Source organism: Leptolyngbya sp. GB1-A1, from assembly GCF_039962475.1.
GTDB lineage: Bacteria > Cyanobacteriota > Cyanobacteriia > Elainellales > Elainellaceae > Leptolyngbya_A.
This window is the reverse complement of sequence record NZ_JAMPLI010000007.1, coordinates 1-25,800: the sequence shown is the minus strand read 5'-3', so window position 1 is coordinate 25,800 and position 25,800 is coordinate 1. Positions and strand designations below refer to the sequence as shown.

Genomic DNA, 25,800 nt, shown 5'->3' with positions numbered 1-25,800 from the left:
CCTGAAATCAAGAAGAAATTCCCCAGGTTTGGTAGGGGTGCTTTGACAGATAAGCGTTATAGTAGCGCGGGTCTTGCGTCACTTCTTCGCGAATCCAATCAGGAAGCTGTAGGGGGTAATCAGCGTTGGGGAGTTCGACTTCTGCCATGATGAGTCCCTGATTTTCGCCGTGGAATTCATCAATTTCCCAGACTAGGTCGCCGCTCGCCAGACAATGCCGCACCTTCTCAATTTGGGGGCGATCGCAGAGCGTATCGAGCAACTCAGTTGCATCAGTGACTGGGATGGGATATTCATATTCAGCGCGACCGATGCCAACCGACTCACCCTTGATCGTAATGTAAGCCTGATCCCCGGCGATTCGCACCCGAACGACGCGCTCTTTCGTCGCTAAAATATAGCCCTGACGGTAGGGGGTCGCAGTAGCCTTTGATCGCCAGCTATCACCCTGCACTAAAAACTTTCGCTCAATCTCGATACCCATGATTGCTGTTTTCCTTTGGTGCGCTCAATGGTTCAGAAATCGTGCTTGCTGAACCGACGACAACCCTGACGGACTACGCGATCGCGCTAGAGTCTACGCTTTTAGCAGTTGCCCTACTGGGGCAGAACAAGATACAGCACGACAAACTGGGTTTGCAACGATCGCGCTTTTTCTGGGGGATTGCGTTTGGCTGGGTTGCGATCGCGGCGGCGGCAGGGGGAACCTGTCACGGTTTTGCCCCAATTTTAACGCTATCGCTTTTGAATCGCCTGTGGACGTTGACGGGTTATGCGATCGGCTGCGCTAGTTTTTTTATGCTGCTGGGGGCAACTTTCAGTACATTCGCGGGATGGATTCGTTGGGTGGCAATTGTGGCAATCGGCGGTAAGTCAGCTCTATATCTGGCGCAGGTGGGACAGTATCAGCAATTTGTGCCGATGGCGATCGATTATGGGTCAGCAATGCTCGTGGTGGTGCTGCTGCAATGGGTGCAGCTTCAACGTCAGCGCAGGAGTGCAATCTGGATTAGTGCTGGAATTGGCGTTTCCATGATTGCGATCGGGATTCAGGCAACGCGGATTTCAATTGCACCTTCCTTCAATCACAATGATTTGTATCATCTGGTGCAAATGGTGGCTTTGTACCTGCTGTATTGGGGCGCGAGGATTTTGAAGGATCGCTAGTCGATCGCTCAATGCTGCTCACTCACTGACCGTTTGAGCAAAGTTCAATTTTCTAAAGTTCAATCTTCTACAGACTCCCGTACAAACTCCTCCAATTCCCCTTAAGGCAAAATCAGCGACGCGACTCTTCCTATCAGTCTTTACAATAGGAAAATGGACTTGCGGCAATTGTGCTGCTGATAATTGCCCTTTGTGGTTAGAGCCTAGTTCTTAAAGCCCTGGTTGTTGAAGCCTATGTTTGAAGCGTTATCCGATCGTCTGGATGCTGCCTGGAAAAAGCTCCGGGGGCAGGACAAAATTTCTGAGTCGAATATTCAGGATGCTCTGCGAGAAGTGCGGCGTGCCCTGCTGGAGGCAGACGTAAACCTTCAGGTGGTGAAGGATTTTGTCGCAGACGTGCAGACAAAGGCACTGGGCGCGGAAGTCATCGCGGGCGTGAATCCAGGTCAGCAGTTTATCAAGATTGTTTACGACGAACTCGCTGGCTTGATGGGCGAAACGAACGTTCCTCTGGCAGAAGCCGATACCGCTCCGACGATCGTGCTTATGGCAGGTCTTCAGGGAACGGGTAAAACGACGGCTTCGGCAAAGCTGGCTCTGCACCTTCGCAAGCAAAATCGCAGCACAATGCTGGTAGCAACTGACGTTTACCGTCCTGCGGCAATCGACCAGCTCATCACGCTGGGTAAGCAGATTAATGTACCCGTGTTTGATCTGGGCAAAGATGCAAACCCGGTTGAGATTGCGCGGCAGGGCGTTGAAAAAGCGAAGGCAGACGGCGTTGATACGGTGATTATCGACACGGCGGGTCGCTTGCAGATTGACCAGTCGATGATGGCAGAGCTGGCACAGATCAAGGACACCGTGAAGCCTCACGAAGTGCTGCTGGTCGTGGACGCGATGACCGGACAGGAAGCTGCCAACCTGACGCGCACCTTTCACGAGCAGATTGGGGTTACAGGCGCGATTTTGACCAAGATGGACGGCGATACGCGAGGTGGGGCAGCCCTGTCGGTGCGGCGCATTTCCGGTCAGCCGATTAAATTTATTGGCGTGGGAGAGAAGGTCGAGGCACTTCAGCCCTTTTATCCCGATCGCATGGCGCAGCGAATCCTGGGCATGGGCGACGTGCTGACGCTGGTAGAAAAAGCACAGGAAGAAGTTGATCTGGTAGAAGCAGAAAAGCTTCAGGAAAAAATTCTTACTGCCAAGTTTGACTTCACCGACTTTTTGAAGCAGACTCGCCTGATGAAAAACATGGGCTCGTTGGCAGGCATCGTCAAGCTGATTCCGGGAATGGGCAAGCAAATTTCCGAAGACCAGCTCCGCCAGGGCGAAGAACAGCTCAAGCGGGTGGAGGCAATGATTAGCTCCATGACGATCGAAGAACGGCGCGACCCGGAACTGCTAGCAGGTTCTCCCAGCCGTCGGCGGCGAATTGCGAAAGGGGCAGGCTACAAAGTCGAAGATGTGAGCAAGCTAATCAGCGATTTCCAGAAAATGCGGATGCTGATGCAGCAAATGGGTCAGGGCAACTTCCCCGGAATGGGAATGCCAGGCATGGGCGGAATGGGGGGTCTTTTTGGCGGCGCACCTGCGGGCAACCCAGGCAATGCACCCCCTCCAGGCTGGCGCGGCTATCCGAGTGGGGCATCGGGTAAGAAGAAGAAAAAAGAGAAGAAGCGCAAAGGATTTGGCTCTTTGTAGGCGGGCTGTAGGCAGACTGTAAGCGGACTGTGGGCAGACCCTAAGTAGACACTAAACAGACTGTAGCAAGGTGTAGATTCCTGAATATCAGAAGAACATCTCGTGATAGGCTCATAGCTGGAGGGTTAATTGCACCCGATGTCTTGTGCCTTCCGCAGAAGGCAATATCACAAGGGACACCATAATATTTTGTTTGTTTTTTCCCTGAACTGACTTCACGAAGATTCGTTTCATGGGTTCATTCAGGTCGTCATTGTCTGCAATAAAACTGAATTAAGGTATCACCAGGAGCGATCGGAGATATGGGCGTCATTGGTAAATTAATCGGCGGAATCTTCGCTTTCTTAGGCGGCATTTTTAAGAGCGTGGGCAAGATTGTAGGCGGGGGCAAATCTGGCTATTACATGGAGGCAGAACCCCTCTCGGCAGGGGCATCGGCTGAGCCTGCAAAGCAAGGAGCAGCAAAGCCTGAACCCACCAAAGCTCCGGCAAAAGTCGAAGCAGCAAAAGCAGAAGCGACAAAGGCAGCAACAAAGGTAGAGGCAAAGGCAGCAACTGCGGTTCAAGGGGCTCCGGCAAAGGGTAATCTTGCTCCGGCTCCGCTTGAAACCGTCAAAGCGGCGATCACAGAGGCTCCGGCAAACGGCTCGGCTCCAGCAAACGGCAAGACGAACGGTAAAAAGTCGCGCAAGGCGGAAGCCGCAAGCCTGCCTGAGCCAGTCAAAACGGCTGCGACCGAACCTAAAACGGATCAAACCTTTGCCCCTAACTATCTGATTCAAACGAGCGGCAGTCGTCGTCGTCCGGGTCCGAGCATGGACTATTTCCGCAATATTGCCAAGCAGGTTAAGAACTAAGCGATCGAGTCAGCTTCGCCGTTCTGAAGTGATCTTGATCTGATTTATCTGATAGGCAGCAAGGGGCGATTGTCCCTTGTTTTTTTTGGGCTTGTTTCTTGTTTAGGAATGAAACGCGATTTTCAAAGTAGGTCGATTGCTAAGGGGGCAAAGCTTCCCCCATTGCTGACTACAAAGCTGACTACAAACTCGCAAAAGAGGGAAACAGGATTCACGAAGCGGGAGCCAGGGCAAGTGCCTGTTCGAGTTGTCTCAGTCGCTCTGCTTCTTTGTTATAGACGAGCGGATAGAGACGGGGAAGTTTGCCAGTTTCAATCAAAACCGATCGCACTTCTGAGTTTGTGATTTGTGCTAGCGTCCGTTTAGATAGAAGGGCGAGCGTTGCCGCAATGCCGATCGCCTGACCGACACCCGCATTAAATTCGACAATGCGCCCTGCTGAGCTTGCCAGTCCCACAAATCCAGAAGCCGGACTGACGACGGCTAAGTTAGGCACACTTTTAGCGATCGCATGACGCATTCCCACATTGAATAGCGGCTGCTGAAAGTGAAGTTGCTGACTGCCCTTCTCCAGCAGGTAATCCTTCAATCCCACTCCTTTTTCCTGGGCGCGCGCCTTCAGTCCATCAATGCCGCCGCGAATATCGAAGTGGTAGCCAAAGGTTCCCAGAGCTTCTGCGGTGGGAATGCCGCCTACAAGCATCTGAGTGCCGCTCAGGGGCTGGACGGCATCGGTAATATTGCCTGCGTGACGAATATAGAGTTCAGGCATCGATCGCACTTGCGTTGCTCCCAGGCTTCTAAACCAGCGATCGATAAACGTCATTTCCTGTAGCATAGCGGGGGTCGGTTTCGCGCCCGATCGCGCCAGATTCTCAGCTTCGGCCGCTGTCACCCAAAACAGCAGCGCGTTCCAGACGAGCCGATCATTGGGCATCCGCGCAACGTTGGCATTGTCGAGAATGGAGAAACTTTCCTTTAGCGATAGCTTAGTACCGCGATAGGCATGGTAGGCGATCGAGAGGGCCTTGGTCGGGATGTCAATATAATCTGAACCGATCCACATCGATTTCGGTTTGCCAAGCTGATCGACCAGTTCTAGCCGCAGCAGGTTTGCGAGCGCTGAATCGCCGTCGGTTGCGGCATTGAGATAGCGTTGTGCCTCGGTATCCGATGGATTGCTGAATCGCTTGATATATTCCAGCTCGATTTGCTTCAGGGTAGACGGGCTTAGCCCTTCGGTTTCAAACACGAGCGAAACTGATAGCTCCGACTCGGGTAAGCCCAACGTGCCGAATCCGGGCAGCTTTGGCACTCCTGCTGCCTGCGCTAGCTCTGCGTTGACCGTGGAATCGATAAAATACTGAGCAACATACACTTCGCCGTTCTGAGCACGAATGCCGCGCAGCCGTGAACCTTCTTTAGTGACTGACTCGATCGCCACCCCGCTGAGAATATCCACCCCGGCTTCGCGCAGCATTTGCCGCAGCACTGCATCTGCTCGCCACCTATCTAGCGCGACTTTGTCTACCCCAGTTTTGTTTAAAAACTCTTTGTATAAGGCAGGCGGCTCTCCAAAATCAGGCAGGTTCAGGTAATTACGCAGGCTGAGTGGAATCTGACTGCGATCGAGATAAGCCAGCCCGCCCCTCACCAGATGTCCGCCGATGCCCTGCTTCGAGTTACCCTTCAACATCAGCAGAGAGCGCGGGAAATTACCGATGCGTCGCCGATATTCTCTTGCGGCTGCGATTAATGCCAGAATACCGGGAATTTCGTCGCCGAAACCGATGAAATCATAGCTGCGGGTTACGGAAGGGGTTCCAGAGGTCATAGTTACGGTCTTTAATGGGATAGGAAAAGAAACGCATCGTTCTGCAGATTCTACGGATTTTGACGCACTTACTCAGGCACACCCTAACTTAAGCGATCGGTCAAACCTGCAGAATTTTTAGAAATCGTGATTTTATTTGGCATTGCTCAAATTTGGCTTAAACAAATTTAGGTGTAAAGGAATCTATGAAAGCAAATGCCCCGAACGCTGATCCAGCCCTTCAAACTCCAGACTCTCCCTTAGCGCAAACCGGACAAGATCAATCGGAACAAGAGCAATCAGAACAAGAGCAATCAGAACAAGCCGAACGCTATGAAGCCGAGATTCAGGCACTCAAAGCAGAACTTGACCAAACTCGTCTGGCGCATCAAATGGCGATCGAAATGGCGCAGTTTCAGGCAGGCTTTCTGGCACGGACTTCCCACGAGCTACGATCGCCCATTAATAGCGTAATCAGCCTGCATCAGCTTATTTTGTCTGACCTGTGCGACAGCCCAGCAGAAGAGCGAGATTTTGTCGCGCAGGCACACGCCGCCGCTCAGAAAATGCTGGGTTTGATGGATGAGCTGATTCACGTCTCGCAGCTTGTGCAGAATACTGCCCGTTTGCATTTAGCTCCAGCCTCTCTCCAGGACATTTTGGCATCGGTTAAGCAGGCAACGCAGCTCCAAGCAAAAAACCGCAACTTGCAGCTTGAGATTCAGCTTCCTGATCCGTCGGTTATGGTTCTGGCAGATGAACGACGGCTGAAACAGGTTTTGCTACATCTGGTGGATATGCCGCTGAGCGTTATGCAGCAGGGTTTTGTGCGAGTCACGACTCACATTCTTTCGGAGACTGCCCAGATTGAAATCACCGATCAGCGTCCGGCAGAGTGCTGGCAGGAATTGATTGACACTTTGCACAACTTCGAAGGAACCGATCAACTGTCACGGATGAAGGGCGAGACCAAGCAGGCCATCGATAAGGAAAGTACGCTACTCGCTCTGAGTCGATCGCCGATTCCCCCCTCGATCGGACTGAGGCTTTTAACGCAGCGATCGATTTTAGAACTCATGGGCGGACAGCTCATGCTGCTGGAAACCCCGGTGATTTCTGGCGAGCGTTCGGCGAACTCGCAGGAGGGCATCACTCGAATTCGGTGTGTATTGCCGCTTGCGACGACTCTTTAAAAGAACGCTGCAAAAGCAACCGGGTTGATCAATGCGGGGACAGCCTGCCAGGGTTTATTCCTGATATCAGGACGATTTGCGAACCCTGATAAGCTTCACCCACCTTAACCGCAACGCCAACAGCTCAACCGCAAGAAAGCTAGCATTTGCTCAAAAAGGAGGAGCAGCGCATAATAGACTGAATTTTGTCCAAGGTTGATGCTGAATTGACATGATGCTTCCCACCCTGAAATTGAATCAGCGATTGATTAGCAGTAGTCTGGTCTGTAGCAGTTTGGCGATCGTCACGCCTGCCCTCGCCGCCACAGCCAATTATCCTGAAGCGAGAACGGCTTCACAGCGTCCGGTTTTCCGCTCTGAATCAGCCACGATCGCAGTGCAACCATTCCACATTGCTCAGGCTGGGGTGAGCGTGACCGGATCAGAAGGAAACTTTACCGGGCAGGTCTTAGTTCGCACTTCGGTTCAAACTGCCTGGAGCGTGCTGACCGACTACAATCGTTTTTCGTCTTTTATTCCCAGCATCGCTGAGAGTCGAGTACTACAAAGCGACGGCAACCGCAAAGTGTTTGAGCAGGTGAACGTGATCCGGGTGTTTCCGTTCACGCGTCGCAGTCGGGTAGTACTTTCTTCGGTGGAGAGCTATCCGCAGCAGATTGCCTTTAGCCTGGTAGAGGGCGATATTGAGTCACTACAAGGGGTTTGGCGCATTCAGCCAAGGGGAGACAATCAGGTTTTGATTACACATCAGGTCGCAATTGATCCAGGGTCTTCGCCCATGCGGGGACTGTTTTTCAACATCTACAAAAGCACGCTTGCCAGTACGCTTGCTGCCCTAAAACAGGAAATGGAGCGACGGAGTAGCTAATATGGCTCAAACGCGATCGGACTGGACGGGAAAGATTGCGATTATCACGGGTGGATCAAGCGGCATTGGAAAAGCTCTGGCACAGCGTCTCGTCCGACAGGGAGCAAATGTAGCGATCGTCGCCCGTAATTCCGCAAAGCTAACCCAGGCAAAGGCGGAAATTACTGCTCAATGTCTTAATGCAAATCAGCAAGTCTGCATCTACTCAGCGGATGTCTCCGATCGCGCCCAGGCAGAACAGGCAATGCAGCAGGCGATCGAGGCTTTGGGCACACCCGATTTGCTTGTGACCTGTGCCGGAATTGCCCATCCCGGATATTTTCAGGAATTGCCGATCGAGATTTTTGAAGAGACGATGGCAATCAACTATTTTGGGTCGCTCTACTGCATCCGGGCAGTGTTGCCTGCAATGGCGGCTCAGCGTCGAGGACAGATGGTAATGGTTTCCTCTGGCGCAGGACTAATCGGCATCTATGGCTACACGCCCTACAGCCCGACGAAGTTTGCGCTGCGGGGATTGGCAGAGTCGCTGCGGGGCGAGCTGAAACCGATGGGGATCGGAGTGGCGATCGTGTATCCACCGGATACGGATACGCCTCAGCTGGTAGAGGAAAACAAAACCAAACCGCTCGAAACCAAACGGATTACCGCGACCGCAGACACTTGGAGCGCAGATGGGGTTGCGCGTGAAATTATCACCGGGGTTGAGCGGAGGGCATTTGCGATCGCCCCTGGTACAGAAATGTCTGTGTTGGCGAAGCTGCATAGTGTGATTGCGCCGGGGTTGAACTGGTATTTCGATCGAATTGTGCGACAGGTGAGGGAGGGCAAGTAAGCGGGTGTTGGAGGGGTTGCGGGTGAGCTATATTGCCCCCTGAATTCCCCAACTTTAGGAACTTTGAAGTGAGCGGGTGGTATGGAGTCTGGGCGACTGAAACGACTACACCGTAGGATTTGGGGGGATGCGTCGCCTGAGGTCACTGGGCTACTGTTGAGTTTGCTGGTGCCGATTTACTTTGGTGCATGGTCCCTGTGGTTTGCGTTTGGTCATCCTTTTGTAATTCAGGATGATGCGCGTCAGCATATAGTCTGGTTTCAGCAGTTTGTTGATCCGGCTTTATTTCAGCAGGATTGGATTGCGCGTTATTTTGGCACGGTTGCGCCTGCGGGGTATCGGTTTCTGTATTGGATTATGGCGCAGGGAGGGATTGAGCCGATCGCCTTTGCCAAAGTCATACCGCTATTGTTGGCTTTAATTACCACTTATTATGTCTATCGCACTGCGCTGATTATTTTTCCAGTTGCGCTTCAGGCCTGCCTCAGCAGTTTAATTTTGAATCAGCAGCTTTGGCTAAATGATGATCTCAGTTCTGCAACGCCCAGGGCTTTTGTTTATCCAATTTTTGCTGCTTTTCTGTATTTCCTGCTGCGTCAATCGCTCATTCCCGGTTTGATTACGATCGCCCTTCAGGGATTATTTTTTCCGCAGCTTGTTCTGGTTCAGCTTGGCATTCTGACGCTTCGGCTGGTGCGGTGGGAAAATCGGCGTTTTCGGTTGAGCCGCGATCGGAGGGCGTCCCTGTTCTGGATCAGCGGCATGATTGTTGGAACGCTGACGCTGCTGCCCTTTTTATTAAAAACTTCCGAATTTGGAGGTGCAATTACCGCAGCACAAATGCAATCGTTGCCGGAGTATGGATTGGGGGGACGCAGCGAGTATTTTGGCGTGAGTCCGATCGCGTTTTGGCTTCAAGGAGGAAGCGGGCTGAGAATTCCAGTTTTCCCGACGATTATTTGGGCAGGATTGGGTTTGCCGCTGCTTAAAAGAATGCGGTTGCCTTTAGTCAAATCGATCGCGCCAGAAGTCAACCTTTTGGGCCAAGTTTTAATCAGTTCGCTGGTTTGTTTTTTGCTGGCGCATTTGCTGCTGCTCAGGCTGCATTTTCCCAGTCGCTACACCTACCATACGCTGCGGTTTATTTTGTCGATCGCCGCTGGCATTGTTCTTACCGTTTTGATGGATACGGGTTGGCGATGGGTTCAGCAAAGACGGCAACAGCGCGATTGGCAATTGAAACTCAAAGTCGGGATTGCGGTTGTTACTGCGGCGATCGTGCTGATTGTGCCTGCGATTCCTGCGCTGTTTTTCCAGTTTCAGGGATGGGTAATCGGAGAAGAGACGGCGTTGTATGAGTATCTCAGAACGCAGCCCAAGCAAACTCTCGTTGCCTCGCTATCGCCTGAAGCAAACAATTTACCTGCCTTTGCTCAGCGATCGACCCTCACCGGAAGAGAATTTGCCCTTGCCCATCATCCCCAGTATTATCAGCAGATTCAAGCACGAACGATCGATCTCATCCGACTGCAATATCTGGCAAATCTAGAAGAAGTAAAACAGCTTATCCAAAAACATCACATTGATTTTCTCTTAGTCGATCGCAACGCATTCACGCCGGATTATCTGATGCAGGATTGGTTGATTCACAGTTCTTTTCAAAATATTGTTCAGCAGGCGATCGATCGAATGCAACAGGGCAATCTTTCGGCGATCGGACAATTGCGTGATCACTGTGGTGTGGTTTCAACGGAGCGATCGATTTTATTAGAGACAAAGTGCATCATTGCAGCTTACTCACCCACTCACCCTCCTACTTAGAAAAATCTAGCTCTGCCTCATTCCCTCTAATCTCCCCCTGAATTAAGCCGATCGGATAAGCTCGATCGCTCAAAACCTGCGTGTAGTTTGCCTGCAAAAAGGGCTGATAGGTTTCATCTTGCACAATGTATGTTTTGAAGAATGCGACGGTGAGGGCACTGTGATAGGTTTGGGAGATGCGTTTGAGTTCGCTCCAGGGGGTTTGGCGATTGGTGAAGCCGCCCAGCGTATCGTGCGTGAGGCGGGCGTGGGGTAACCCTTTGGCAACTGCAAGGTATTTTTGGGGAGCGGTCAGATGACGGTAAGCGGGCAACTGTTCAACCAGCAGCGGCGTGAGAATATCCTGATCGGTGGCTTCCCAGAAGACAGGCACTTTGACATCGCGCAGTCCTGCCTGTCCAAATAGGCTGCGACCAAACGGCACAAATAGATAGATGGCTTTGATTCGATCGTCGCGCAAATTTTGATCGAGCTGGGGCAGGTCTAAGGCACGGCACTGATACAGCAGCGAAATGTTGATGATCGCCCTTTGCGTTTGACAGTTCGCTTGAAGCTGAGCGCGATCGAACTGTGCGCCTGCCAGCGATAGAGCCGTAGTGCCGCCGAAGGAATAGCCGAATACGCCCACCTGCTGAAGGTTGAGGCGATCGTTCAAGTCTGATTGATTGCGCCGAGTCAAATCGTCCAGCAAAACTATGACATCACGCGGACGATCAACATATTCAGTTGCGTCAAAATTTTCGCGATGTAGCCCCTGATAAAACGCGAGTAGGCGATCGCGATTGCTGCCCGGATGCTCAGGCACAGCAACGGCAAATCCGTGGGAGGCAAGCTGCTGAGCCAGTTCATCAAACAGATCGCGTCTGGCTCCCAGTCCATTTGAGATCACAATCAGCGGCACAGGCTGCGCAGCATCTGGCAAATACAGATCGGTGACAATCGAACGATTTCGCTGGGCATCTTGAACCGTGAAGGTTTGCTTTTGCACAGCGACGTTTCCCGCCTGCCGTAAATCGGGCAATTTCGACCAATCCACGATCGCTTCAGACTGTGCGATTGCTGCAGACTGCTGTTCCAGATCACTCGCAAACCGATCGGTTTCCTGAAGCAGCGATCGAATTAAGCCCATTAGCCGGAACGCCTGACCTACATCAATCCGCATATCGGTGGGCAACTGCCGCAGAAAATTAATTGCTGATAGCCCCTGCGAATCATCTGCTGCCAGAATCAGGGCTGCTCTAAGGCTGGAGGCTCCGTTTTGTCGAGAAGCCGTTTGAAAAATGTCGCCTGCTTCCTGCAAAAGCTGCTCGCCCGATCGCGTATAGCTGAACTGCGCCGCCATCGTGGGATCAACCTGATAGCGAGTTTGCAGCGCGTCCTGCACCTGGGTTTTGCGCCCGCTCAATAGCCCCGACAGATAGCCCAACCGATCAATTCCCTGTCCGCTTTGGGCAAATGTTTCCAGATCTTTGACCTCGATCGAAAATCCCAATAGCCCGTAGTTGAAATAAATTCGTTCTGCTGCCCGTACCGGAAAGGCGGTCAAGAGGGGAGCAAGCACACCAAGCAGCAAGGCAAATCGTTTCATGAGACGCGATCGAAAATCATTGGAGGGGTAACTGAAAGTTCACAGCGCGAACCCATTCTAGATTACTTTTTGAAGTCATTCGGAAACTCGGCGCATTCGCTCGATCCGTCCTTTTGCTAAAGCCATATATCGTTTCAAGTGCGTCAACGGATTGAGATAGCGGCGAATCAGGGTAGAAATATCGCTGATCTGGTCGGGGTTCGATCGCCAAATTCCCAAACTTTCCTCTTCCCATTGCTGGTTGATAAATTGGGTGCGACAGGCGCGACGCTGGATTTTGCCGCTGGGGGTTTTGGGCAGGCTACCGGGTTTGAGCAGAACGATCGCATAAACATCAACAAAGTGTTCCTGAAACAATCGCCAGCGAATTAGTTCAACCACTTCGTTAATCGAGAGCCGATCGCGGTAGCTGCGTTCCACCTCCTGAGCAATTACGAGGCGATCTTCCCCGTTGACGGAAACTGAGAAGGCCGCACCGCTATTAGTACGAAAGGCAGGATGGCTCTCCTGAACGGTTTGCTCAAGCTGATCGGGATAGTGATTGAATCCCCAGAAAACCATGACATCGTTGAGTCGTCCGGTGATGAACAGTTCGCCGTCTTGAATAAAGCCCAGATCGCCCGTCCGCAGAAAAGTTTCTTTGCCTGCTGTTTCTGCTGCGTCTGCCAGGACTGCACCAAAGGTTTGAGCGGTTAGCTCTGGCTGGTTCCAGTAGCCTTTGCCCAAACCGGAACCTGACACCCAAATTTCCCCCACCCGATTATCTTGAAGGGGAAACGGCGCAGCCTCACCTGCACAGCAAATTCGCGTGACCGGATCAACGATCAGCATTTTGCCATCGAGCCAGGGTTGCCCGCAGGAAACGATCGACCGCACCCGCCGGGATTTGCCTTCAGCCTGCACGACGCGATTTTGCTCCAGGGCTGCTTCATCGATCGATCGGGCAATCGGCGGTTCATTCTTTTTGCCGCCCGTGATCAGCAGGGTTGCCTCTGCCATGCCGTAGCAAGGATAAAACGCTTCTCGGCGAAAACCGCAGTCCGCAAAGACTTGGGCAAAGCGATCGATCGTCTCAAGGCGGACGGGTTCGGCTCCGGTGAATGCCACTTCCCAGGAACTGAGGTCAAGCTGCTGTCGCTGAGCATCCGTCACCTGACGGCAGAGCAAATCGTAGGCAAAATTGGGTGCGCCGCTGGTGGTAGCTCGATAGCGCGAAATTGCCTGAAGCCAGCGCACGGGTTTTTGCACAAAGTCGATCGGCGACATCAGCACGCAGGACGCGCCCAGATAAATTGCTTGCAGCACGTTGCCAATCAGCCCCATATCGTGAAACAAAGGTAGCCAGCCTACCCCCACCGATCGCGCGGTATGAACAAACGCAAGCTGAAGCATTTTTTGGTTCTGCATCAGGCATTCGTGGGTGATCATCACGCCTTTGGGCTGCCCGGTGGAGCCAGAGGTATATTGCAGAAATGCAAGCTGATCGGAATCGATCGTTTTCGCGGTCCAGCTTGAAGCGAGATCGTCAGATAGAGTGGCAGTAATCAGCCATTGCAGTTCTTCGATCGGAAGCTGGTGCTTGAGACGGTTTACCAGGGATTGAGCGGTGAGGACGATCGTTGCTCCTGCATCCTGGCATCGGGCAGACAGGTCAAACACCGCATGACGATTGCGCGGCGGATGACAGGGTACCGCAACCACACCCGCATACAAACACCCCAAAAACGCGCTGATAAAATCGATCCCCCCATCATAGGGATAGACCAGCAGGGCCCGACTGCCGGACGGGACCAGGACACTGAGCTGAGCCGCGATCGTCTGAGCCTGCCGATCTAAGGCAGCATAGGTAATACGCTCGGCTTCATTGCCCTCTTTGAGAAAAATAAACGCAGTTTCCTGAGGTTGAGCCTGACTCCGCAGTGCAAGTAATTCGACCAGAGTGGGGGCAGGGGGTTGGAGCATGGGGCGCGAGGAGGGAGGGAAGGGCAAGGAGTAAGGAGTAGATGAGTGGCTCGGTGATCGGTGGATGAGATGGAGATTGATGGGACGATCGAAGTTAGTCTAGCGGGGAATTGGGTTTGGCGGAAGCAGTGGCAGTGACTCAGAAGGGGTTTGGTTCTCGGCGCGGGTTCTGGATTAGTTTGCTGATTCCGCTTTATTTTGGGCTGGTGTCAGCGGGATATCGGCTGAGCCATGCTTCGATCGTGCAGGATGATCAGCGATTGCATCTGGTTTGGCTTCAGCAGTGGCTTGATCCCCAGCTTTTTCAGAATGATTTGATTGCTCAGTATTATCAGTCGATTCAGCCGATCGGATTTCGTGCCTTCTACTGGATGGCTGCCCAGTTGAGCATTGAGCCAATGACGCTTGCCGCCATGCTGCCCCTGATTCTGGCATTGATGAGCAGCATTTTTCTGTACCGCGTGACATTTCGTCTGCTGCCCCATCCACTTGCGCCACTGCTGACCGTGCTGATTTTTAATCAGAATATTTGGTGTAAAGATGATCTGGTTTCTGCCTCGCCGCGATCGTTTGCCTATCTGCTGCTGATTTTGTTTCTGGATAGCGTGATCCAGTTAAAAGAAGGTTTGGGGAGAACTGATTCTAATTCCGCGAATCGTCACAGCCTTGCGAATCGCCTTCCAGGGCTAAACGAAGATTCTTCGGTGTTTCAAAGTCCTCCCAAATTAGGGAATTTAGGGGGCAGTCCGGCTTTCTGGTGCTTGTCTGTGCTAATTTTGCAGGGCTTGTTTTATCCGCAAATCATGCTCGTTTCGCTGGGAGTTCTCTGGCTTCAGTTGCTTCCGTGGCGGCATGGCAGAGTGAGTTTAAGCCGCGATCGATCGCGCTATCTGCTTGCAGTGGTGGGACTGGTTCTCACCGGAATCATCCTGCTGTTTTTCTCCGGGAATGCCAGCACCTTTGGCGAGATTTTCAGCGCGGCACAGATGCGATCGATGCCCGAATTCCAACCGGGGGGCAGGCGAGCTTATTTTGGGGTAAATCCGCTTCAGTTCTGGTTTGGCGGCGCGAGTGGGCTGCGGCTTCCCCTATTTCCGCCGATTTTGTGGACTGCAATTGGCTTGCCGCTGGTTTTAAATCGCAAAGGGCGTATCGCTTCGGCCCTCCAACCCGAAATTAAGATACTGGCTCAGATGATGATTGCCTCCGTGGGGCTCTTTGGACTGGCGCATCTGACTTTTCCGCTGCTTTATTTGCCCAGTCGCTACACCTTTTACAGTTCCAGAGTTGTAATGTCGATCGCCGCAGGCATCACGCTCACCTTCCTCATCGATCGCTGCTGGAAATGGGTTTCTCGATTGCGGCAAGCGGGTCTTCTCCATCCGCACGATCGAATCATGATCGCTTTTGTTGTTTTATTTGCGATCGTCGCCGTCATCGTACCCGCCATTCCGCCTCTTTTTTTATCAAATCAGGGTTGGATTATTGCTGAAGAAACGAACCTGTATTCATTTCTGGCAAATCAGCCTAAAACAAGCATGATTGCTTCTCTGTCTCCTATCACAGACAATATTCCTGCATTCTCGCGGCGATCGGTTTTGTTTAGTCCTGAGCTAGCGTTGCCCTATCATTCCGGTTTTTATCAGGCAATGCAGCAGCGCATCAACGATATCGTGCAGGCACAGTACAGCTCTGACGCATCAAACGTTAAACGAACGATTGAGAAATACAAGATTAATTTATGGATTATTGCATCAACAAGTTTTGATTCAGATTATTTGTTAAAACAGCCCTGGTTCATGAATCGCTCAATGCGATCGAACGTTCTCCAAGCCGTGGCTCAATTTCAGCCTGGTAAACCGCCCATTTTGCAAACGCTGAGCCAGCAATGCACCATTTTTTCCGAAAATTCCGATACAGTTATTGATGCTCAGTGCGTCGTTCGATTGCTCAGCGCAACTGAAAGGGATGTGGGAATTCATAATCCATGACTGCATATGGGTAGATTTATTTTTGTCTTCCAACTGAGCTGACATCAATCCACTTTAGTGATGAAATACAACCCACTCGGCAACAGCGATCTGCGCGTTTCAGAACTTTGCCTAGGCACAATGACCTTTGGACGGCAAAACACGATCGAAGAAGCACATGAGCAGCTTGACTATGCCACCCACCAGGGAATTAATTTTATTGATGCCGCCGAAATGTATCCTGTTCCAGCTCAGGCAGAAACCTATGGTCTAACTGAATCCTACATCGGTGAATGGCTGAAGCGGCAGCCGCGCGATCGATGGATTATTGCCACAAAAATTACGGGTCCGGGTCGAGGCATGAAGTGGATTCGGAATGGAGCAAAGGCAATCAATCGCACTAACATTCGGCAAGCCGTCGACGATAGCCTAACCCGACTGCAAACCGACTATATTGACCTCTACCAAGTTCACTGGCCCGATCGCTACACGCCCCTATTTGGACAAACTGAATTCGACCCCGCCAAAGATCGAGAAACCGTGCCAATCGCAGAACAGCTCGCCGCCTTTGCCGAAATCATTCAAGCAGGAAAGATTCGCTATCTCGGCTTGAGCAACGAAACCCCCTGGGGCATTACGAAGTTTTGCCAGGTTGCAGATCAGTTAGGGTTACCCAGAGCTGTCTCAGTTCAAAATGCCCATAACCTGCTGAATCGCGTTTTCGATTGGACTTGGGCAGAAGCCTGCTACCAAGAGCAAGTCAGTTTGCTGGCGTACAGTCCGCTTGCCTTTGGCTGTCTGACAGGCAAATACCTGCATCACTCGCCTGAAGCAGCCCGCCTGACCCGGTTCGCCGGATTTGGGCAACGCTACCTGAAGCCAAACGTCTCTGAAGCAGTTGCCGCCTATGTTGAAATTGCTCAGCGACATCAGCTGACGCCTGCTCAAATGGCGATCGCCTTTGTCCGAAGCCGCTGGTTTGTCAGCAGTACGATCGTGGGGGCAACGTCGATCGATCAGCTGAGAGAAAACCTGAGCAGTTTAGAAATTACGCTTTCCAGCGAAGTGCTGGCAGAGATCGAGGCGGTGCAGTTACGCTATCCCAATCCTGCGCCCTAAACCCCCTACCGCTGACCGTTGCCAACGCTGATTCCCATAACACTGATTTCCTAAACAGCTAAGTAAGGCAACAAACCTTCAATGGAAAGCTGAGATGCGACCTGTGCTAGTTTGTTGGTGTCGGTCGGGTCGCTCATGTAAGGAATGCAGCCTAAAACGGGCTTTTGGGTCAACGATCGCAGCAGATCCGGCGATGCCCAATCCGCAATTTCTTGAGCGTGGCAGGGCTGCACACAATTCAACACAATGCCTTTCAAGTGAATTCGTGATTGATTAGCAAGGGCAACATTCGCGACGGCTTGAGCGATCGCCCCTGGCTGCACTGGAACCACCAGCACGACCGGAATCCGCCAATCCCAGGCGAGGTCAGCATTAGTCATCTCAGCGGTGAGTGGCGATCCGAGCCCGCCCAACCCTTCCAGCAGCACAAACTCCTTTTGCTGGCTGAGCGATTCAAACGATCGCCAAATTTTCTCTAACTCAATTTTTTGATTCTCCCGCAAAGCTGCGATCGGGGCGGGGAGCCTTGCCTCAAAGCGAATCGGGTTGGTTTGCTCTGGGGATTGCTCCAGGGAAAACTGCTGCTGAAAATATTGAGCGTCATTCGTTCCGCAGTCGATCGGCTTGATGATGCCCAGCGATCGAGAGCTGAGATAACGCTGCCAGTAAGCAGCCAGGGCAGAAATCAATACCGTTTTTCCTGCGCCAAGTGATGAGCCTGTAATCAATAGTGCGTTTAACACGGGTTCCCTCAAAGGACGATGCGTGGGGTCTTGCAATTTTGTCGCAATGGCTACTGCAAAGGACTGCTGATCTCCATTTAACGATGCGATTGGGTTTTGGGGAATATTGGATCAGGAAAACCGTGTAAAAGATTTTCGATCGGCACATCGCGCAATACCGCTTTTCGGTCCCCAATAAAGGTACAATAGAAAAGCAACTTCGGGATGTAGCGCAGCTTGGTAGCGCGCCTGCTTTGGGAGCAGGATGCCGCAGGTTCAAATCCTGTCATCCCGACTTAAGATTAGGAAAAATTAGGGATTCATGGAAGCAGAATCTCTAAACCGACCCCAGATGGATTTCTTCTGGGCATTATTCTAGTTCCAATTCACACCAAAAGCGTGCAAATTCCGGGGTGAAGCGGTCTCTATTAGAGGAATTTTTAGGATCAAAGCAACAGCGATAAAAAAGCTGTTATGCATGAATAGACTGCCTTTAAAAACCGATGAGGTCTGGCACATGAACCAGACCCCGAAAACCGAGTTGAGTTGTGAACGAAATGAACCTTGAATTAAGATGTTCCTTTACGAAGGGTTCGGACTTAATCAACCGCAACTTTCACTTACAAATCTCTCGCATACCTGTCTCTACTAGGAGACATAGAGCTATGTGGCGCATCTCTTTCTGCCTTCAAAACCAATGTGCATTAGAAATGCAATTTTTCCACGGACTGAAGGGCAATGCGGAGCGGTAAGAGAAACATTACGTCTGGACTATTAGCGGGTGGTACAGGCTACTAATCCATTAATTCAAATCAATCGGTCGGTTTGTTTGATTCAGTTAAGGTTTGCTGTTGCTTTTCTGTACCTGAATTCAAGATAGCATTGCCGATCGGGGAAGGGAACCTGCATTTACCAATGTTGGCGATCGTTAACTTAAGTTTATATAAGAGTAAAGAAGGCTTTATTTGTTGCAGCACTTGCTTACATTACCCGATCGCCTTCCAAACGACTACTTCTGCCAAATGCCTAGCGCAGCAAAGCTCCCCAGGTTGCCGGACCGACCACTCCGTCAGGCTCTAGCCCAAAATTACGCTGTGCGGCTTCCACGGCTGCCTGAGTTTGTGCCCCAAAGATACCGTCCACCTCACCGTCATAAAATCCGAGGGCTTGTAGTCGCTCTTGCAAGCGTTCGATCGCACTGCCGCGCATTCCAGGCCGAAGGGTGGGCAAATCGATCGAGGTCGAATTGCTGTCTGTTTCAGAGCTTGCCCCAGCGTTGGTTCCAGAGTCTGCGGGAGGAGTCGCTGGCAAATTGGTAGGACGAGTCGGAGTCGGGGAAGGGATGGGCGCAGGCGTTGGAGAAGGAGTCGGGAAAGGAGTGGGCGCAGGCGTTGGAGAAGGAGCCGGGGAAGGCGCGGGTGCGGGAGCCGGGGAGGTGCTGGCTGTAGTGCTGGCATTGGGCGAGGGAGGCAGCAGACGGTTCCAGGTTTCAGAACCAACCACCCCATCAGCGTCTAGCCCGATCGACTGCTGAAAGGCAGAAACGGCATCTGCGGTACTTTGCTGATAACTGCCGTTAACTACCTCTTTGTAATAGCCCAGCAGTTTGAGCATTGCCTGAAGCTCTGTTACTGATTCTCCCTGGCTGCCAATTCTGAGAACCGGACGATTCGCACTTGCAGCTTCGGTCGTAGCAGCAGGGGGCGTCTGGCTGAAAGCAGGCGAGTAAAGCAAGCCTAGCGTTAAAAGGCTGAGCAAAGTCACCGTACTGGCGCGCAGCACTCTATTGATAGAAGAAACTGCAATAGAAGGAACAGTGATAGGAGAAACTGAAACTGGAGTAGAACGCAGGCTAGATGGCATAAGCATGGATCAGCAGAGAGGTAAAAGGAATGAGATGCAGTCAGCTACAGAGGATTAGAAGCAGTCTGGCGGGTTGCAGTTCCCCCTACTCGAAATTGCCTCCGATCGATTGTAGGAGAGGAGAAGAGTCAGAGAGGGTTTAGCAGAAAACGGTGATCCAATTTAGACAGGAATCATTCTTATGCGATCGATCGTGTACAAAACGTTCACAATACGTTGAGCAGCAATTAGGATAGAGCGAGATTAAGAATTATACAGTTGCCATGCGGTTCTCGCTGAGAAGTCGGTTTCGCGGAGCGTTCTTAGGTGCAGCCCTGGGACAGGGGTTTGCTACGGTTGCTTCGCAGTTCTCCAAAGGGGGAATTGCCCCGGCTAATACCCATCCAGCCGATCGTGCCTCACATCAGGAACAAACCGCTCGCAATTTTCTTTCTTTCGCTCAGTTCTGCACCCCTCCTGGTGAGATCGACTCTGTCGCCGGAAATTGGGGCAGGCAGGCAGTCCAGCAAACGCGGGATATCATTAATCCGCAGCCAGTTTCTCAGCCTACTGATGATTTGTTTGATGACCCGTCGCAGCCTACTTCAGCGATCGAGTTTTTGCCCCTGATCCTGCTTTGTCATGAGAGCCAAGAGCAGTTGCAGCATGCTCTGATGCCGCGAATCGCAAATTGGTCTCCCGCACAGCAAACCGAAGTTTGGGTGATTGCTGCAATCATGATGCTGATGCTGAAAGAAGAGTTTCTTCCCGATCAGATCATTCCCTTGTTGCTGGAAGGAAGACAGTTTCCATCGATCGAGCAAAGCCACGAACTGGTAGACCAGCTACAGCAGATTCAGTCCTGGCTCCTTGACCAGACCCCGATCGCCATGCTTCCGGCGGTTTCGCTCTCGCCCGGAGCGGCAGCCCTATACAGCGTTCTTAAAACGCCTGCCTCATTTCCGCTGGCTTTGCTGCACACACTGCGCCTCCAGCCTGATCCCGAAACAGCGGCACTGGTGGGACTGCTTGCCGGAACTCATCTCAGTGAAGCAGGTCTGCCAATCGGTTGGCGCAATGCATTCGATCGCTATCAATCCACGATGCTACAGGCTTCTTGGGACGTTTCATCGATCGCAGAGCTGTTAGAGCTGGCAGATCGACTGTGGGCAGTTTGGTCAGGAGCGTTTCAGCCGCAGCACTGGCAGTCCTTGCCCACTACAATTACGGCAGTGCCCCGGCTGGTTCGTCCTCGCTAGCCGAAACGAAGTCTTGAAACATTGCTGGAGCTAGGCGGAACAGAGCCTTCGATATACTATGAACAGTGGCTTAGGATTTACAGTCAGCTACAGTAGTTAATGCTTCGACAGGTTCTTTTGGAGAAGAAAAAGTTGTAATGCCCCGCCGGGCAAATCAACGGCGAATCAACAGGGTTATTCCATCGGGAGCAAGCAATGGCGAGCAGACCTTGAAAACGGCGCAAATTGAGCCTCTCTTTCCCATGAACTTACCCACACAGCCCCTGGGAGCAATTGATGAAACCCCTGCGATCGTTCGGTCAACAAGTGACACGATGGCGGCAAATCTTCCTCACTTTCGTCGATCGCTTCAGCGTTCGGCATCCCCATATTTACAGGCAGCTCCAGCCGATTCGAGGGCAATGGCGGCGGGTTTGGGTTTGGCTTGAGGAAACTTCCTGCTTTCGCACTCCCTTTAGCCCGCAGCAAATTCGCCGCAAGCTGCCTGCCCGAGTGAAATTTCGGCTGCCGCTCTTGCTGATTGTTGCGATCGTGCTGCTGACCAGTGCGATGGGCTACCGCTTCTATAACGAACCCGAACTTGCCGTTGGAACCGTTTCACCCCAGCTTTTGCGTGCCCCCGAGACCGTAACGGTTATAGATACTAAAACCACTGAAGCAAACCGGAAAGCGGCTCGGACGGCTGCCGTTCCTGCGCTCATGATTGATCCGTCAGTGAATCAGGAAATTTATCAGGCTTTGCAGCGGTTGATCGATCAGGGCAATGCAATTCGGCAGCAGGCAGGTGCGTTTCCCTATGTTGATCCGGGGTTTGTTTCAACGGCAACGCAGCAGTATTTGCGGCAGGGAACCGACTGGGACTGGCGATCGGCAATGGCAGCAGTAACCGGGCAAAGTGTTGCGATCGCCAGAACTGATTTGCAGCAGCCAGCTGCTCAAGAGCCACCCTCTAGCCCCAATCCCTCGCTTCAGCTTGCCATTTTGGAACTGCAAAACTACCGCCGAACCAATGGAACTGACGATTTTTCCGCGCTTCAGGAAGTGGTGACGCGGGCAAGGCAACGATATCAGGCGGCAAAAGTGTCTCTAACAGCGAACCCCGGAGATACGCCAAACGGAGTGTACGACGATCGCCTCTTGACCCTGACGGATGGAGAATGGGATGCGACGCGAAAGGCAATCCGGCTCAGCTTAGAGCGAATCTTAACCCAGGGCGTTGCGCCTGGTTTACCCGATACTCTGCTGAAAACTGCGGTTCAGCTTCAGCTTGATCCGGCACTCTCCTCCAGTTCGGCGGCACTGGCAACAAATGTGTTGGTGGCGGTAATCGAGCCGAACCTGATCCAAGACCCAGAGCAAACCAAAATCCGGGCAGAGCAGGCCGCCCGGGCAGTTCAGGATGTGGTGGTTGAAGTGCGGCAGGGAGAGGCGATCGTTGATGCGGGGGAAATGATTGCCCAAAGCGACTTTGTGCTGCTTGATCACTTTGGCATGAGCCGCAGACGCACGAACTGGGTAGGGCTTCTGGGCTTCGCCGCGCTGGTTGCCGGGGCGGTCGCTGTTTTTTTGCTGGTAGAGCATCGCTTTCACCCCGGTTTACGCCCTCCCGATGATGTGCTGATTCTGCTACTGACGCTGAGTGCGCCGATCCTGCTCGCGCTGAAGGTTCCCGGTACAAGCTTGCCTGCGATCGGCTTACTGGCGGGCAGTTTCTATGGCTCAGCGGTGGGCGCGACAATTGTGGGGCTGCTGAGTTTGCTGCTGCCGCTCGGCATGGAAATTCCCTGGACAAATCTGGTTGCTAGCGCGATCGGGGGACTGGTGGGTGCGATCGTGGCAGGGCGACTGCGAACCCGCGAAGAGTTTGCGCTCCTGGGAGGCGTGGTCGGCTTGGTGCAGGGTGGGGTGTACCTGCTGGGGAGCCTGATTTTGAGCGCGGCGGTAACTCCGGTGTGGTATGTGGTGCTGACCGGGGCAGCGATCCAAGCCCTGATGGGCGTCGCCTGGAGCGTGTTCGCGCTGGGAGTTAGCCCCTATCTGGAACATCTGTTTGATTTGATTACCCCGATCCGGCTGGCAGAGCTGGCAAACCCTAACTGCCCAATGCTGAAGCGACTTGCCTCCGATGCTCCTGGCACGTTTCAGCATACGCTGTTTGTGTCTACGCTGGCAGAAGCGGCGGCGCGTCAGTTGGGCTGCAATGTGGAGCTGGTACGGGCAGGAACGCTCTATCACGACATTGGCAAGATGCACGATCCGCTCGGCTTTATTGAAAACCAGATGGGTGGACCCAACAAGCACGACACGATCGATAACCCCTGGCTCAGCGCAGATTTGATCAAAAAGCACGTCAGCGAAGGGTTGGTCATGGCACGTAAATGCCGCTTGCCTACCGCAATTCAGGCATTTATCCCCGAACACCAGGGCACGATGGCGATCGCCTATTTCTATCACCAGGCGCAGGAACAGGCAAAGAACGACCCCACGATTACCGTGAAAGAATTGGACTTTCGCTACGATGGACCGATTCCCCAAACCCGCGAAACCGGGATCGTGATGCTGGCAGATTCCTGTGAAGCCGCGCTGCGATCGCTTAAAGATGCAAGCCCCACCGAAGCTCTCGCCATGATTAATCGAATTCTGCGATCGCGGTGGCAGGACAATCAGCTTGCCGAAAGCGGCTTAACCCGCGAGGAGCTGAGTCAGATTGCTGAAACCTTTGTGCGAGTATGGCAGCAGTTTAACCATCAGCGCATTGTGTATCCGAAAGCAGTGGTCAGTCCTCAGTCTTCAGTTGGGGCACGGGATTGAGTGTGGAAAAGCAGGAGCGCAAAAATCTCATGTTGTCTGCCCGTCAGCTTGCGTTTCTGGCACTGCGATCGGTCGAACGGGGAGCGTTTGCCGATATTGCGCTCGATCGGGTGCTTCAGCAGGAGCTATCGTCAGTCGATCGGCGATTTGTGACCGAATTAGTGTACGGCACCGTGCGACGACAGCGAACCCTGGATGCCCTGATTGACAGTTTGGCAACTAAGAAGGCAGCGCAACAGCCTGCGGATTTGCGGCTGATCTTGCATCTAGGGCTATATCAGCTCCGCTATCTGGATCAGATTCCTGCTTCAGCCGCCGTGAATACTACCGTGGATCTGGCAAAGCAAAACGGATTTGCAGGTTTGTCTGGCTTTGTGAATGGCTTGCTGCGGCAATATCTTCGTGCCAGTCAATCTGATCCAGCAAAGCTTCCCGTGCTGCCCGACGACCCGATCGCCCATTTAGGCATTCAACATAGTTATCCCAACTGGATCGTGCAGACGTGGGCAGAGGAATTTGGCTTGGCGGAGGCGGAAAAACTCTGCGACTGGTTTAATCGATCGCCCCAAATCGACCTGCGGGTGAATCGCCTGCGATCCTCGGTGGCAGAGGTGCGAGCGGCAATGGAGGCAGCCGGAATATCAGTCGCTCCCGTTTCCCTACTTCCTGCTGCCCTTCGTCTCCCTCAAGGAGTCGGCGCAATCAGCCAGCTTCCTGGCTATGCCGAAGGCTGGTGGACAGTACAAGACAGCAGTGCCCAGCTTGTGAGCGAATTGCTCGACCCGCAGCCTGGTGAAACAGTGATCGATGCCTGTGCAGCTCCCGGCGGCAAAACGACCCATCTCGCAGAACTGATGCACGATCGCGGCACTATCTGGGCGATCGATCGTTATGCCTCCCGCTTGAAAAAACTCCAGCAAAACGCTGCCCGCCTTCAGCTTCAGTCAATGCAGATCTGCACGGGAGACAGCCGGGATCAGCCTCAGTTCGGGAATCAAGCCGATCGCGTGCTGCTAGATGCTCCCTGTTCTGGATTGGGAACGCTCCACCGTCACGCCGACGCTCGCTGGCGACAAACGCCCGACACCGTCAAGGAACTCAGCCAGCTTCAAGCCGAACTGCTCCAAGCAGCCGCGAGCTGGACAAAACCGGGCGGGGTGTTGGTTTACGCCACCTGTACGCTTCACCCAACCGAAAACGAGGCGATCGTAACAGCCTTTTTGCAGGAGAATTTGCACTGGGCGATCGAGCCACCCGATGCGAATTCTGCGGCAGCGGCGTTTGTGTTACCTCAGGGCTGGCTAAAAGTGCTGCCCCACCATCACAATATGGATGGTTTCTTTATGGTGCGGCTGCGGCGGCAAACCTAATAAACCCTTGCAGATTCGAGTTTTTGCTTTGCTTAAAAACGACCTATGCCCGATCGATCGCCCTCTGAAATGCCACAGCCAGATTTCGCCCTGTATGCAAACCGTCTCCGTAACCGAATGCAGCAGGTCAACCTATCCAGCTACCAGGCAGTGAGCAAAGCGGCGGGCGTATCCAAGTGGCAAATCGAACAGCTCCGGCAGGGCAAAGCGGCTGAGATGCGGCTAAACGTGCTTTGTCAAATTGCAGCTGCTCTGCAAGTTTCGCTCGATACTTTAATCCGCGAGTTTTCCGAGCTTGAGAATCTGCCGCAATCGGCTTCAGACAATCCAAATTCGGCAAATCCTGATTCAGTTCAGGCATCCAATTCGTTGCAAGCTCAGCAGCACGAACAGCTTCAGCAGGAATTTCAGCAAGCCGCCCTGCAAGCGATCGAGTCCTGGCTGATCCAGTTTCCGACGGCTGCCTATGCTGCCCAGCAAAACCCCCAGCTTTCCGCCGTCAAACTGCTGCCCTTAATGCGCCCGATCGAGCAGCTATTGCAGAACTGGGGGATTGAGTCGATCGCTCCCGTGGGAACCGAGCTCCCTTACGACCCACAGCGGCATCAGCTCATGGAAGGAACCGCTCAGCCCGGCGATCGGGTGCGCGTTCGCTATACGGGATATTGTCAGGGAGATCGGCTACTTCACCGGGCAAAAGTCAGTCCTTGCTAAGCGATCGGGCGATTGCAGCCTTTTAAGCAGCCCTTTCATCTAATACGAAATCCGGCTAAGCAGTAACACTATAAAATAGGAGCATGGCACGTACACTGACACTGGAAAAACATCTCAGTAGTGAGGAACTCAAAACTCGCTATCAAACCAGCACTGACCCAATTGAATCACGGCGTTGGCAC

At 52.7% G+C, this 25,800-nt stretch carries 19 protein-coding genes and 1 tRNA gene; 14 read left to right on the top strand and 6 right to left on the bottom strand.

Annotated features, from left to right (window positions below):
• Window positions 1-7: 7 nt before the first annotated feature.
• Window positions 8-484, bottom strand: a complete 477-nt coding sequence (locus NDI45_RS09620; protein ID WP_348247172.1) for a CYTH domain-containing protein — start codon at window positions 482-484, stop codon at window positions 8-10.
• 2 nt (window positions 485-486) lie between these two features.
• Between NDI45_RS09620 and NDI45_RS09615 the strand changes: the two genes are divergently transcribed.
• The 3 genes from NDI45_RS09615 (at window position 487) to NDI45_RS09605 (ending at window position 3,731) form a co-directional block, all read left to right on the top strand.
• On the top strand, window positions 487-1,167 hold the full coding sequence (locus NDI45_RS09615) for a hypothetical protein (RefSeq protein WP_190792668.1): 681 nt from the start codon (window positions 487-489) through the stop codon (window positions 1,165-1,167).
• Between the two features lie 234 nt (window positions 1,168-1,401).
• Window positions 1,402-2,874 (top strand): signal recognition particle protein, encoded by a 1,473-nt coding sequence (ffh, locus tag NDI45_RS09610; protein ID WP_190792669.1) that lies wholly within the window; start codon window positions 1,402-1,404, stop codon window positions 2,872-2,874.
• 302 nt (window positions 2,875-3,176) lie between these two features.
• Complete coding sequence (locus tag NDI45_RS09605; protein ID WP_190792670.1) at window positions 3,177-3,731, top strand: hypothetical protein; 555 nt, start codon at window positions 3,177-3,179, stop codon at window positions 3,729-3,731.
• 211 nt (window positions 3,732-3,942) lie between these two features.
• On the opposite strand, the gene NDI45_RS09600 is transcribed toward NDI45_RS09605, so the two are convergent.
• The gene (locus NDI45_RS09600; protein ID WP_348247171.1) at window positions 3,943-5,565 is read right to left on the bottom strand and encodes an FAD-dependent oxidoreductase; all 1,623 of its coding nucleotides are present in this window, start codon (window positions 5,563-5,565) and stop codon (window positions 3,943-3,945) included.
• A 185-nt stretch (window positions 5,566-5,750) separates the two neighbouring features.
• Between NDI45_RS09600 and NDI45_RS09595 the strand changes: the two genes are divergently transcribed.
• From NDI45_RS09595 to NDI45_RS09580, 4 genes are all read left to right on the top strand, one after another.
• The gene (locus NDI45_RS09595; protein WP_348247170.1) at window positions 5,751-6,737 is read left to right on the top strand and encodes a sensor histidine kinase; all 987 of its coding nucleotides are present in this window, start codon (window positions 5,751-5,753) and stop codon (window positions 6,735-6,737) included.
• A gap of 211 nt (window positions 6,738-6,948) precedes the next feature.
• A complete protein-coding gene (locus NDI45_RS09590) occupies window positions 6,949-7,605 on the top strand; it encodes an SRPBCC family protein (RefSeq protein WP_190790209.1) in 657 nt (218 codons plus the stop codon).
• A 1-nt stretch (window position 7,606) separates the two neighbouring features.
• A complete protein-coding gene (locus tag NDI45_RS09585) occupies window positions 7,607-8,440 on the top strand; it encodes an SDR family oxidoreductase (protein WP_190790210.1) in 834 nt (277 codons plus the stop codon).
• An 81-nt stretch (window positions 8,441-8,521) separates the two neighbouring features.
• Window positions 8,522-10,261 carry a hypothetical protein gene (locus NDI45_RS09580; protein ID WP_348247169.1) on the top strand — a complete coding sequence of 580 codons (1,740 nt, stop codon included), beginning with the start codon at window positions 8,522-8,524 and terminating at the stop codon, window positions 10,259-10,261.
• On the opposite strand, the gene NDI45_RS09575 is transcribed toward NDI45_RS09580, so the two are convergent.
• Together NDI45_RS09575 and NDI45_RS09570 are read right to left on the bottom strand one after the other, a co-directional pair.
• The gene (locus NDI45_RS09575) at window positions 10,254-11,849 is read right to left on the bottom strand and encodes an alpha/beta fold hydrolase (RefSeq protein ID WP_348247168.1); all 1,596 of its coding nucleotides are present in this window, start codon (window positions 11,847-11,849) and stop codon (window positions 10,254-10,256) included. The two genes, NDI45_RS09580 and NDI45_RS09575, sit on opposite strands and share 8 nt — an antisense overlap.
• Before the next feature lie 75 nt (window positions 11,850-11,924).
• On the bottom strand, window positions 11,925-13,811 hold the full coding sequence (locus NDI45_RS09570; RefSeq protein ID WP_348247167.1) for a fatty acyl-AMP ligase: 1,887 nt from the start codon (window positions 13,809-13,811) through the stop codon (window positions 11,925-11,927).
• A gap of 116 nt (window positions 13,812-13,927) precedes the next feature.
• Between NDI45_RS09570 and NDI45_RS09565 the strand changes: the two genes are divergently transcribed.
• Window positions 13,928-15,802, top strand: a complete 1,875-nt coding sequence (locus NDI45_RS09565) for a hypothetical protein (RefSeq protein ID WP_190790214.1) — start codon at window positions 13,928-13,930, stop codon at window positions 15,800-15,802.
• Window positions 15,803-15,862: 60 nt separating this feature from the next.
• Window positions 15,863-16,900, top strand: a complete 1,038-nt coding sequence (locus tag NDI45_RS09560) for an NADP(H)-dependent aldo-keto reductase (protein ID WP_190790215.1) — start codon at window positions 15,863-15,865, stop codon at window positions 16,898-16,900.
• Between the two features lie 50 nt (window positions 16,901-16,950).
• On the opposite strand, the gene bioD is transcribed toward NDI45_RS09560, so the two are convergent.
• Entirely contained in the window at window positions 16,951-17,643 is a 693-nt protein-coding gene (bioD, locus tag NDI45_RS09555; RefSeq protein ID WP_348247166.1) for a dethiobiotin synthase, read from the bottom strand.
• A 200-nt stretch (window positions 17,644-17,843) separates the two neighbouring features.
• On the opposite strand from bioD, the gene NDI45_RS09550 reads away from it, so the two are divergent.
• Window positions 17,844-17,917, top strand: a tRNA-Pro gene (locus NDI45_RS09550).
• Between the two features lie 731 nt (window positions 17,918-18,648).
• On the opposite strand, the gene NDI45_RS09545 is transcribed toward NDI45_RS09550, so the two are convergent.
• Window positions 18,649-19,491 (bottom strand): peptidoglycan-binding domain-containing protein, encoded by an 843-nt coding sequence (locus tag NDI45_RS09545; RefSeq protein WP_348247165.1) that lies wholly within the window; start codon window positions 19,489-19,491, stop codon window positions 18,649-18,651.
• 257 nt (window positions 19,492-19,748) lie between these two features.
• Between NDI45_RS09545 and NDI45_RS09540 the strand changes: the two genes are divergently transcribed.
• From NDI45_RS09540 to NDI45_RS09525, 4 genes are all read left to right on the top strand, one after another.
• A complete protein-coding gene (locus NDI45_RS09540; RefSeq protein ID WP_348247164.1) occupies window positions 19,749-20,723 on the top strand; it encodes a hypothetical protein in 975 nt (324 codons plus the stop codon).
• 276 nt (window positions 20,724-20,999) lie between these two features.
• A complete protein-coding gene (locus NDI45_RS09535) occupies window positions 21,000-23,534 on the top strand; it encodes an HDIG domain-containing metalloprotein (RefSeq protein ID WP_348247163.1) in 2,535 nt (844 codons plus the stop codon).
• 29 nt (window positions 23,535-23,563) lie between these two features.
• Window positions 23,564-24,904, top strand: coding sequence for a 16S rRNA (cytosine(967)-C(5))-methyltransferase (locus NDI45_RS09530; protein ID WP_348247162.1), 1,341 nt, complete (start codon window positions 23,564-23,566; stop codon window positions 24,902-24,904).
• Between the two features lie 45 nt (window positions 24,905-24,949).
• A complete protein-coding gene (locus NDI45_RS09525) occupies window positions 24,950-25,618 on the top strand; it encodes a helix-turn-helix domain-containing protein (protein ID WP_242067188.1) in 669 nt (222 codons plus the stop codon).
• Window positions 25,619-25,800: the final 182 nt, after the last annotated feature.